Source organism: Candidatus Phytoplasma pini (genome assembly GCF_007821455.1).
GTDB lineage: Bacteria > Bacillota_I > Bacilli_A > Acholeplasmatales > Acholeplasmataceae > Phytoplasma > Phytoplasma pini.
The window spans coordinates 1-12573 of the sequence record NZ_VIAE01000002.1 but is presented as its reverse complement, the minus strand read 5'-3'; the positions used below and the strand labels follow the sequence as shown (position 1 = coordinate 12573).

General features: G+C 19.9%; 10 protein-coding genes. 3 read left to right on the top strand and 7 right to left on the bottom strand.

Translation table 11 applies throughout. The features are described from left to right. The first annotated feature begins 43 nt into the window (after nt 1–43). The 3 genes from MDPP_RS00500 to MDPP_RS00490 all read left to right on the top strand — a co-directional run bounded on the left by MDPP_RS00500 (nt 44) and on the right by MDPP_RS00490 (nt 4807). Nucleotides 44–838, top strand: coding sequence for an HAD-IIB family hydrolase (locus MDPP_RS00500; protein ID WP_144658248.1), 795 nt, complete (start codon nt 44–46; stop codon nt 836–838). A gap of 82 nt (nt 839–920) precedes the next feature. Further along, nucleotides 921–1529, top strand: a complete 609-nt coding sequence (locus tag MDPP_RS00495; protein WP_144658247.1) for a DUF4194 domain-containing protein — start codon at nt 921–923, stop codon at nt 1527–1529. Nucleotides 1530–1552: 23 nt separating this feature from the next. Continuing rightward, on the top strand, nt 1553–4807 hold the full coding sequence (locus MDPP_RS00490; protein ID WP_246058861.1) for an ATP-binding protein: 3255 nt from the start codon (nt 1553–1555) through the stop codon (nt 4805–4807). Nucleotides 4808–4868: 61 nt separating this feature from the next. On the opposite strand, the gene MDPP_RS00485 is transcribed toward MDPP_RS00490, so the two are convergent. The 7 genes from MDPP_RS00485 to MDPP_RS00455 form a co-directional block, all read right to left on the bottom strand. Next, nucleotides 4869–5960, bottom strand: coding sequence for a metal ABC transporter permease (locus MDPP_RS00485; protein WP_144658245.1), 1092 nt, complete (start codon nt 5958–5960; stop codon nt 4869–4871). Nucleotides 5961–5967: 7 nt separating this feature from the next. Next, complete coding sequence (locus tag MDPP_RS00480; protein ID WP_144658244.1) at nt 5968–7062, bottom strand: metal ABC transporter permease; 1095 nt, start codon at nt 7060–7062, stop codon at nt 5968–5970. 17 nt (nt 7063–7079) lie between these two features. Further along, nucleotides 7080–7811: a metal ABC transporter ATP-binding protein gene (locus tag MDPP_RS00475; protein ID WP_186390722.1), complete on the bottom strand. Its 732-nt coding sequence runs from the start codon at nt 7809–7811 to the stop codon at nt 7080–7082. Nucleotides 7812–7934: 123 nt separating this feature from the next. Further along, on the bottom strand, nt 7935–8948 hold the full coding sequence (locus MDPP_RS00470) for a metal ABC transporter solute-binding protein, Zn/Mn family (protein WP_246058860.1): 1014 nt from the start codon (nt 8946–8948) through the stop codon (nt 7935–7937). A 680-nt stretch (nt 8949–9628) separates the two neighbouring features. Continuing rightward, nucleotides 9629–9913, bottom strand: a complete 285-nt coding sequence (locus tag MDPP_RS00465; protein WP_144658242.1) for a hypothetical protein — start codon at nt 9911–9913, stop codon at nt 9629–9631. 74 nt (nt 9914–9987) lie between these two features. Beyond that, nucleotides 9988–11103 carry an rRNA adenine N-6-methyltransferase family protein gene (locus MDPP_RS00460; RefSeq protein WP_144658241.1) on the bottom strand — a complete coding sequence of 372 codons (1116 nt, stop codon included), beginning with the start codon at nt 11101–11103 and terminating at the stop codon, nt 9988–9990. A gap of 528 nt (nt 11104–11631) precedes the next feature. Continuing rightward, entirely contained in the window at nt 11632–11940 is a 309-nt protein-coding gene (locus MDPP_RS00455; protein WP_144658240.1) for a thioredoxin family protein, read from the bottom strand. Between the last annotated feature and the right edge of the window lie 633 nt (nt 11941–12573).

Here is a 12573-nt window from a genome sequence, read left to right as displayed (position 1 = left end):
TAATTAATGTTGATAATGGAAATTTACAGAAAAGAGGCATAAAATTATAAAAAAGAGATTATTTTTTTTTGATATTGATGGAACTTTATATAGTCAAAATGCCGAAAATATTCCAAAACAAACTTGTCAATTAATTCAAACTTTATCACAAAATCCTAACAATATTTTAGGAATAGCTACAGGAAGAAATTATAATAATTTAAAAATTATTGATAAAATTAAACCTTTTTTTAAGTATTTTGTTTTAGCTAACGGTTCTTTTACTCTTAAAAACTTATTGATTTTTGATAAAAATCCTATTCCTTATGATTTAGTTAGTCAAATTATATTAGAAATTCAAGATAAAAAATATAAAATATTTTTAATAATTGTATGTTTTGAAATAAATTTATTTTTAAAATTTGGAAATGAAAATGATGCAAATTTAATTAAAAAAACAAAAAAACAATATAATTCAGTTATTGATATTCAAAAATTAGAACCAAGAGAAGAAATTTTTTTGATTAATCTTTTTGGCGAAGATAAAGATAAAATTAATCCTTTTTTAGAGCAATTAGATTGTTTTCAAATCTATTATTGGCATACACACACTGATTTAACTATGAAAAATATTAATAAATCAACAGGAATCGTAAAAATTAAACAAAAATATCCTGATTATGAATTGATTTGTATAGGTGATGGTAGTAATGACTTAGAAATGTTGAAATTAGCAGATATTAGTATTGCTATGGGTAACAGCGAATATCCTTATATTAAAAAAATGGCTAATTTAATAACTCCACATATTGATGATGATAGCATTTATGATTTTTTTAAATTACATAAATTACTTTAATTTATTTTTATTTAAGCATTTTTCATGAATAAAAAAATAATTGATTTTTTTTATAAATAAGGAATACAAAAAGATTTTTATTATGGAACACAAATTACAATGTTTAAAAGAATTTTGTAAAAAATTTGAATTTCTCAAAGAGCAAGAACAAAATCTTTTTTCTAAAATTATTAATAAATTACTTCAAGTTAATTATTTAACAGCACAAAAAAGCGCAGATATAAATGATTATCATTTTCTTTTATTACATAAAGAGATTTTTATTTTTTTTTTACAATTGTTAGATTTTGAATTAAAAATTGAAAAACAAGACGAAGTAATTTTTATTAAAAATTTAAATCACTTTAATAAATTAAAATTAAAAAAAGAAGAAAGTTTAATTTTGTTAATTTTACGTATTTTATTTCAACAAAAAAAAGAAAATTTAGGTAATTATGATAAAGTTACAATTTATTTACAAAATATTTATCAAGAATTAACTAAAATTAGTTATGTAGAGATTAAAAAATTAACAAAAGAAAAAATGAAGAATATTTTAGTTTTATTTCGTCGTTATAATATTATTGATTATTCAGATAATGATTATTTATTAGATAATTTAATTATCATTATCTATCCTTCTATTTTATATATAATTGATTTAAAAATGGTTCAACAATATAAAGAATTAATCGATAATAAATTAAAGTAATGAAACAAATAACAAAAATAAAATTGATAAATTGGCATTTATTTTCTAATCAAACAATTGATATCAAAGGGAATACATTGATTTCTGGGGAAAATGGTTCCGGTAAATCCACTTTATTAGATGCTCTGCAATATGTTTTAATTGCTGGTAAAAGCGGTGTTAAATTTAATATAGCTGCTAATGAAAATGCTAAGCGTTCTTTAGAAGGTTATATTAAAGGCAAAATAGGTGCAGAAAATAAAGAATTTTTAAGAAAAGATGATGTTATCACACATATTTCTTTAGAATTTTATGATCCAAAAGAAAATAAATACACTATTTTAGGTTGTGTTTTAGAACTTTCTAAAATAGGATTATTAAAAGAAAAATTTTATCTTTTTTCCGGTTTTTCTTTAGAAGAAGATATTTTTATTTTCGATAATAAACCTAAAAATCATCAAGAAATGCGTAATTATTTACAAAAATTGGATTATTATTTTGATTTTTTTGATACAAAAAAAAAATATCAAATCGCTTTAGGTAAATATTTACAAATTGATATTATGAAATATATCAAAATGTTACCTAAAGCATTAGTATTCAAACCTCTTGATTTAAAAAATTTTGTTTTTGAATTTTTATTAGAAGAAAATCCTATTAATATTGAAAGTTTAAAAAATAATGTACAACAATTAAAAAAAATTGAATTTCAAATAGAAACAGAAAAAAACAAAATAAAACAACTAACTGTAATAATCGAAGCCAATAAAAAATTAAAATCATTCAAAAATCAATTATATATTTATTATGCTATAGAAAAAATGGTTTTTTTAGAACAACATCAGATTAATTTCAAAAAATTTTTAACACAAAAAGAAAATTTTGAGAAAGAAATAACTAATTTACAAAAACAAAAAATACGAAAAAAATTAGATTTAGAAGAAATCGATAATCAAATTTTACAATTAAAATCTCATCAAATAAAAGATGATGTAGGTCTTTTTTTATATAATTTACAACAAAACATTAATAAAAATAAAATTTTTATCCAAGATTTAGAAAAACAAAAGGAAAGTTTTCAAAAACAGTTAAATTTAGAAATGATTTTTTTACAAAATTTGTTTAACAAAATAAACAAAAATATTTTACAAAAAAGTATTGATAGAATTCAATTTTTTTTAAAAACATCAACAGAGGAAAATTATAATTTATTATGTGAAAGTTTTACTAATTCAATTAATTATTTAAAACAAAAAAATATTAATTTAAATATTGAAAATAGTGATTTACTTAAAGAAATTCTTATTTTAGGAAATTCTTTAAGTAAAATAAATGTTGATTTAGAATCATTAAATAGAAGTCTTTCAGTTGAATATCACCCTAATATTATTAAACTAATATCTTTATTAAAAGAAAAGTTAAAATCTATTTATCAAAAAGAGATTGAAATTTATACTTTATGTGAATTAATCGAAATTAAAGATGAATTATGGAGAAACGCAATAGAAGGTTTTCTAGGGATTAGAAAATTTAATTTAATCGTAGATAGTGCTTATTTTGATTCATCTTTAAGAATTTATGAAAATGTTCAAAAAATTTTCCAAATTTATGATGTAGGATTAGTGAATCTTGATAGTATTCCAGATATTGATATTAAACAAACTAGTCTAGCTTTTCAAATTTTTTCTGATCATTATGGAGCTTTAAAATATGTAAAAATTTTGCTATCGCATGTTACATGTGAATTGAATATCGATTATTTAAAAAAACATAAAACAGCTATTACTCCTCAAGGGATGATTTACGGAAATTATACTGCTAAACAATTAAATCCAAAAAGTTATTACATTCCTTATATAGGAATAAGATCTAAAAATATACGTAAACAAATGTTAATAGAAAAATCAAAAGAATTACAAATAAAATTAAAACAAAAACAAGATAATCTTAAGAAAAATGAATCTCTTATTGAATTAATACAAAAAATAAAAATGAGTCTTTTTTTTGAACAAAATCACTTTGCTTGTTATCAAAGTTTACAACAAAAAAAAATTGATATAGAAAAAATGGAAAAACAAAAAGAACAGATACAACTTAATCAAAATTTAACAAAATTAGAGATTAATTTGCAACAATTGAAAAAAAATAAAGAACGAGAAAATCAAAAATTAGAAAATATTTTAGAGCAAATAGCACAAAATGAAAATCATATTCTTGTTTATCAAGAAAAAATCCAAAATTTAGAAAAACAAATCATATTAATGAAAGAAAAAATAGATACTTTGCATTCGAATATTCCAGAACATTTATTAACAGAAACAAATGTTCAATTTTTCAATTACACCAAAAAATATTCTGATAATTATTTTTTAATATTAAAAAGTATTCAAAATGGTATTCAAAATATAGAACAACAAAAAAATGAACAAAAAATTCAAATTATAACATTAATGAATACTTACATTAATGATTATCATTTATTAAATTTAGAACCTAAGTTAGAAAATTTTGAATATTTTGTTAAAGAATATGATTTAATTACATCTAAAAATTTAATCCAATATGAAAAAGAATCTAAAGAATTAAGTTCTAAAACAGAAATTATTTTTAAAGAAGAATTTATTAGCAAATTAAAAGAAAGTTTCGAAAATGCTCAACAACAAATCGAAAATTTAAATATTCTTTTAAAAAATAGACCTTTCGGTAATGATCATTACCAAATTATATTAAAAGCATCAAATAAACCGTATTATAATAAATACTATTCTAGTATAATGGAGGAAAAAGATTTTTCACTATCAAATGATTTGCCAATAGAAAATCTAAATTTTACTAATAAAAGTATTTTATTGGATGAATTGTTTCGTAAAATTATTTCTTATGAACAAGAATATATTTCTTTAGCTTATACTTTATTAGATTATCGTAATTATTTAAATTATGATATTCAAATTAATGATAAAGATGGTAATATCTCTTTGTTTTCTAAAGTTTTTCGAGAAAAATCTGGTGGAGAAACACAAGTACCTTTTTATATTATTATAGCAATTTGTTTTGAACAATTATTGTTCGAAAATAGCGAATATAAAGGTTGTCTAGTTTTATTTGATGAAGCCTTTAATAATATGGATGAAAATAGAATAGATTCTATGATGTCATTTTTAGGTGATTTAAAAATCCAATTTTTTATAGCTATCCCGCCACAAAGAATTGTGAATATTTTGCCTTATGTAACAACTAACTTATTGGTTATGAAAGAACAAAAACATGCTTTTATAGAAAATTTTACTAAAGAATGATATTAACATTTATAATATAATCATTTTTTTGAGAAATACAATTTGTATATTAATAGATTCACTATTTCAACCAATAATCTTTTTTTTCTTGTAAAATTTCTTTTCCTAAAATAGTTAAGAAAATTTTTTGATTTTGAATTATAATATATTTTTTTTCTAAAGCTTTTTTAATATATTTTTCATAGTTCAATGAATAATTTTTAAGATCTTGGATGATTTGATTAAGATAATTTATCTTATTTTTTTTTTCGTTATTTTCGAGATGTATTAATAGATTTATCACAATGAAATCTTTTTTTCTTGAACGATGATGAAAAAATTTCAAAATGATTCCTTGTGTTGGCTCGAAAAAAAATACTAAAAGAAAAAAAATAAAAACAATAAAAGCAGTCAAACTTGAAGATGGTAAATCTGTTAGAATAGATATACAATAACCTAAATGAGCGCTTAAAAAAGAGATCAAAATAGAAATTAGAATACTATGACATAAATTTTTTGTAAACAAAAGAGTTGTAGCAGCAGGACCTATCATTAAAGCAATGACTAAAATTACACCTACAGCATCAAAAGTAATAACAGATGTTAAAGAAATTAAAGTTATTAACATATAATTTAAAAAAAATGTAGAAAAACCTAAAGAAGCAGTAAAAGCTTTATCGAAACTATTAATTTTTAATTCTTTATAAAAAAACGTTATAAAAAGAATATTTAAAATCAATATTCCTAAAATTCTTATATTTTTGTCAAAAGTTAATAAATTAGGGTCTCCTAAAATAGCAGCATCAATATCTACATGGGCATTTTTAATACCTCCTAGATTAATTCCTATAACGATAATAGCTATTGCGAAAAATAAAGAAAAAGTGATTCCTATCGAAGCATCTTCATTGATTTTTTCATTATTTGATAATAATTCTGATAAATAAGAAGTTAAAATTCCAGTAACGGTGGCTCCGATAATTAACCAAGGCGAAGATAAATCTTTTGTAAATAAAACAGAGATTACAATTCCTAATAGAATACTATGACTAATTGCATCAACTAACATGGATTTTTTTTGTAAAATCAAAAAATTACCTAAAATAGAACAAGTAATAGATGTCAAGATAATTCCTAAATAAGGACATAAAAATCCAATATTTAATACAAACATTTTTCTATTATATTTTACCTTCCATTATTTCCTGTACTAAGGATTTTCCTTTGTTGCTGAATTGAACTTTATTTTCTCGATAAATTAAATATTCTTTTTGAAAAAAAACAGAATTAATATCTTTTTTGTGAAGATCATTTAAGTCTTTTTCGTTAGTATAAAGATGAATAAGATCCTTGAAATAAATTATTTTTTTTTTGTATCGAAAATGTTTTATTTTTTTTTGAATAATTCCATGTTTAGGTGAAAACAATAAAGATACAAAAACACAAAAACTTAAAATACAAGTGATAATAGGTCCTGTCGGTATATTTCCTCCTTGACCGAACAAACGATCTAAATAAAATACATTTGGGAAGCAACTTATTAAAGTTCCTAATAAACTTGATGAAATACAGACAAAACATGCAATAATGAAATTAGCAAATAAATGATTACTCCAATGTCTTGCAATTAGTGCAGGTGAAATAATTAAAGCACTAATTAAAATAACACCCATTATTTGTAATCCAATAACAACTACCATAATAGTTAAACAATTAAGGATAAAAGTCATTATTTTTGGTTTAATTCCTATTACTTGTGCATATTCTTTATTAAATATAAATAATTTGAATTCTTTCCAAAAGAGGACAATAGTAATTAAAACTATTATTAAGATCCATATAATAGTGAATATTTGTTCATCTTGTATTAAAGCAGCTTGTCCTAAAAAAAATTTATCTAAACGAGCAATTTGAGGCGAAGGATGGTACATTTGAGCATATGATAATAAAGATTTTCCTAAACCAAAAAAAGAAGACAATATTAAAGTTAAGATAGTATCATATTTGATTTTTTTAGTATATTTTTTTATTATTTCTATCAAAAACAAAACCAGTGAAGAAAAAATAAAAGCTCCTAAAAATAAATATTGATTTTCTAATTTATTTGTCACGCAATAAATTAAAATAATTCCAGGAAAACAAGAGTGAGATAAAGCATCGCCGACTAAAGTTTGTTTTTTTAAAACTAAAAATATTCCTAAAATACCGGAAGTTATTGCTAAACACGAAACACTAAGACATAATTTAAAAATGTAAAAAAATGCGTTTGTTTCCATTTTCGGCAACCTCAATTTTATTTATTTTTTTTGAAATTATTTTCGGAGTATGTTTTTTGAATATTTTCTTTTGTAAAACAATTATAAATAGGTCCGCTAGCTATTTTTTGAACATTAATAAAAATGACGTAATCGAAATAATTTTTTACTGTTTCTAAATCATGATGAACTACAATAATTGTTTTTCCTTTTTTTTGAAGTGTTTTTAAAACTTCAATAATAGCTTTTTCTGTTTTAATATCGACTCCTTGAAAAGGTTCATCCATTAAGTAAATATCTCCTTCTTGTGCTAAAGCACGAGCTAAAAAAATTCTTTGTTGTTGCCCGCCTGAAAGTTCAGAAATTTGACGATTTTTTAAATCTAACATATTAACTTTTTCTAAACATTGAAAAGCTATTTCTTTATCTTTTTCATTTGGTCTTTTGAACCATCCTAAATGACCATAACGACCCATCAATACTACATCAAAAACAGTTGTTGGAAAATCCCAATCAACTGAATTTCTTTGCGGAACATAAGCAATTTTTTTATAAATTTCTTTATATTTTTTACCTTCAAACATTATGGTTCCTGAAATTTTAGGAACTAAATTTAATATAGATTTTAACAAAGTTGATTTTCCTGCTCCGTTTGGTCCGATAACAGCCATTAAAGTTTGCTTTTTGATTTCTAAATCTATATCCCATAATACAGGTTTTAAATCATAAGCTACAGTTAAATCTTTTATGCTAATAATATTTTTTTTCATAATTAATTTATTTTTATGTTTTATTTTTCTAAAATGAATTTAGTTAAAATTATAATAATTCTAATTATTTTTTTATTTTATGAATTGTTTTATATTTAAAAAAAATTATAATTTTAATTTATTTTATTTGTTCTTGAGATATTTAGAAATAATATCTATATTATGTTCGATTGTTTTTATATAATCATTTTGTTTATTTAAGGAATCTGAGTATAATACTTCTCCGTTTTCACATACTACCGTTATTTTTTTTCTAATTTGTTCTTTTAAACTTTTAATGTCATTATCTGGAATAGAGCTTTCAGTAAAAATAGCTTTAATATTATTGTTTTGTATAAGAGAAATTAATTCTTTTACACGAGAAGCACTAATTTCATCTTGTGTCGAAATACCTTGTAAGGATTGTAAACTAAATTTTTGTTTTTTTTCTGATAATTTATTTAAATATCGGCAAAAGTAAGAAAAACAATCATGAGATGTAATTAAAATAATCTCAGAATTTTCTTCAAAATTTTCTTCAATTTTTTTTTTTATGTTATTTTCTAATTTTTTTAAATTTTCTTCATAATTGTTCCAATTTTGTTCAATTTTTTTTTCTTTTTCTATTTTATTTTCTATTTTATCATCGATAATATTTTTTATTTTCTTTGTGAGTTGTTCTCCAACTCTTTTCCATAATTGAATATCAAACCAAATATGAGGATCAGGAAATCCTTCCTCTTTGATAATATCTTCCTTTAAATCTAAACAATCTCCGGCTTTAAAAATTTTTCCTGTTGAAAGTTTTTCAAAAGCTTTTTCCATTTGCGCTTCTAGATGCAAACCATTAATTACTAAAAGATCAGCGGTGATGATATGAATTAAATCACTTGGTTTTGTTTGATAATTATGTGGATCTACACCTTCTCCCATTAAATGAATTACTTGAAAATAATCACTTTCTTTGGTTATTTGATCAGTTAAATTACTTAACATAGTAGTTGTAACAACTATTTTTTTTTTATTTCCCTTTTTATTTTGTAATTGATCTAATTTGCGATAAGCAAAAACGGTAATTGGTACAAAAGTAATAAAAAATAAAATAGAGACTATTAATAAACATATTTTTTTATTTATATTTTTTTCGAATAATTTCACAAAATAAAAAACTTTCTTAATTTATTAAAAACTATTTGTTCTTGAAATAAAATTTTTTCAAGGAAGAATAAAAAAAATTTCTTAATAACTAAGATATTTAAATAATTTATTTTTTTCTTAATTTAAAATTAAGACAATATAATTCATTTATATAATTTTATATATATTGTATTTTAAATTATTTTCATTAAATCAATTATTTTTAATTTTAAAATTTAAATAATATTTAATCATTAAATTTTTTTTAAATATATATTTAAGAAAACTAAACTTAAAATAGAAAAATTATTATTTTTGCACATAATATATATATATATATTATTTAATTAATTAAAAAAATAATTTTTCTATTTTGATTAAAATAAAATCATTATACAAATAAAAAAAATTTATCAAGATTTAAAGAAAGTAAAAGATTAATAACAACTAATATAATAATGTTCCAATAAAGTAAATAAAATTTAATAAATTTAAACCAAAAGTTCAAAAGTTGAATAAATACACTTCATTACTTTAATTATACATTATAATAACTTAAATTTTAATAAAAAAACATAATATTATAATTAAAATTGAATATAATAAATTTATAATTATTAATTTTTCTAATAAAAAAAGAAAATAATTTATGTAAACATTTATTTATTTTCTTTTTTATTCTTTCTATAAAAGATATAATTTTAGTTTTGTTTCGATATTTTTTTTTCGATTAATTTTACTAATGTTATCCATTGATAAAAAAATTCTTTTTTAAAATTATTGTTTTGTTGTTTAACTAGTTTTTTAAATTCTCGAAATAGATAGTTAAAAGAAGGATTTTTTTCCTTTAATGTTAAAATTTCTAAATCTCTAGTAGTATTATAAATTATATCAGAGCTTCCCTTTTTATACAATATTGAACCAATTATCAATAAACTAATAAATAATATTAAATTTAATATTTTTTTTAACAAATATATAATCATATTAATGCAAAATATTCCTTTCTTTTTTGTTTTTTTAAATAATTTTTGTAACAAAATGCTTGAAATCAATTATTTTAGTTTTTGCTCTCATATGTATAGATATTAACAGGTATAATCATTTCTGAAATAAAATTAAAAGTATTATTTTTGATTTTATTTATTCGCTTCATTTCTCTTGTATCTTTTTCAAAAAAATTAAAACGATAATTCATAAATTTTATTTTATTATCATTAATGATTTTAGTAATACTTGATTCAAATTTTTTAAATTTTTCTTCTTCAAATAAAGCAATTGGCAAACTTGAAACAATTCCTTTAATTTGTTCATTTTGAATTTTATTTTTTGAAATTAATGTTTCAAATTCACTAGCATCTCCCTCGATTACTGTTATACTAGGAAATCTTGTTTTTAATTCTTGACATAAATCATGGTCTATTTCGAGACATATAATATTTTCTTCTTCAAATTTCTCAATTAAATATTGCGTAATATTTCCACAACCAGCTCCTAATTCTAAAATTTTACCATTTTGAGATTTTAAATCTTTAGGTTTTAAATCAGAAATATTTTTGAAGTATTCGGATATTTCTTGTGTTTCTGGAAACATACCCGAACCCATCATTTTAGCTTTTTTTATTACTTTTTTAGCATGTAACCAATCTGATTTATTGTACGAAATAACAGAAATTAAGAATAAAACAAATAAAATTAAAATATTTTTCGACAAAAAATATTTTTGATTTTGAAAAAAAATCCAAAAACTAATAGATAATATAAAAAAAGAAATAATTATTTTTAAATAACAAATTAAATAATGTTTTTTATCATAAGGTCTAATAAATTGTTCTTTTAAAAAAAAATTTATTTTTGAAAAATTTAATTCTAAATTATTTAAGAAAAATTTAATGATTAAATAAAATAAAAAAGGACATAAAATAAAAAAAATCATTTTATAATTAATCTTAAATTTATTAAAATAATAAAATAAAAAATAAAGCAAAGGAATAAAAATGTATTCTAAAAAATAAATAATTAAATTTAAAAAAGGGATGTTGTTGGTTTTCGAAGGATAGATACTATAATCTCTTATAAAAGAATGAAATAATAAAGCATTAATCGTAAAATTAATTAAAATATAGAATGCTAATGATGATATAAATTTTGTTTTTTTATTGACTTTTTTCACCATAAAAAAATAGCCAAAAATAAAAAAAAGAATAAATAAATTGTATTTAAAAAAAGAAAATCCATCATACCATTTAAAATTAGAAAAGCAAGAACCATTATATCTGTTTAAAAAACACAAAAAATTATCATTTTGATCATTTTGAAGATTAAAAATATGCAATATATTTAAAAATATATCAAATAGGATTATTATAAAAAATAATAAATTAAAAAATTTTATTTTTTTTTGTTTATTATTTTTTTTTAAATGATTATTATGAATATTTTCAATAAATTTATTTTTTATCAATTTTTTTTCTTGTTTCCTCTCTAAAAATGTTTGATACTTTAATAATTTTTAAATTAAGAATAATTTTTTTATTTAAGAATATTTTTATTAATATTAATTTTGGTTTCGAATTTAACGATTATTTTTGGATATAATTTTTTTATTATTGAAATTTTTGTCAAATATATTTCTTAAAAGAATAATATTATCTTATGATGAAAATTTTATTTTTATTTAAAACATTAGGATTTTTATATATTTTTATTTTATTCCTAAAAAAGATAATAATTCTTGATTTGAAAAATAACCTGTTGTTCTTTTTTTTTCTTCTCCTTCGGAAAATAAAATTAAAGTCGGTAAACTTTTAATTTTATATTTAGTTGCTAAATCTGGATGTAAATCAATATCAATTTTAATTAAATAAATATCTTTTATTTTTGGCATTTCTTCATCCAAAACAGAAATAAGTTTACGACAAGGAGGACACCAATTAGCAAAAAAATCTACCAATAATTTTTTCTTTTGATTAATTATATTTTCTAAATCTATTTTTTTTTCATTTATTAACATATTTTTTATTTTTAATCTCTTTATTTTTTAGTTAGGATATTATTTTATAAAAAATCAAATAATTAATATTATCCTATAATATATATTATATTTTTTAAAATTTAATAAATTTAACAAAAGATAAAAAATTTTATCTTTTTTAATGATTTAATATAAATAGCAATGTTTTTAAAATCAAACTGTTTCAAAATCCAAAAAAATTATACATAATTTAAATATCAAAAATAACTTTAAAGAATAATTTTCAAGAGCAAAAAATTCTTAAATAATAAGCAAAAACTTATTAAAAGGGTTTTAATAAAAACCTATAAAAGATAAAATCGTTTATTTTAACTAAAAGAGAAAAGTGTATTTAGTCTTCGTCGCGGGGGTTTTGATTGTGAACCGTCAAAACGGAACCATTAGAAAGACAATTTTTTTTCTAAAAAAATAACTTTTTAGAAAACAAATTAATTTAATAATTGCTTACAATTTAACATGAAAAATTAAATTGTCAACAAAAATTAAAAAATTTTATTTTTTTAATTTTTTTTCAATAAAGAAAAAGAAATATATAACCTTTTAAAGAGTCTTAGCTTTTCTAGTCTTAGAAGTCTTAGAGTCTTTTTTAGTCTTATTTAATAAAAAAAGACT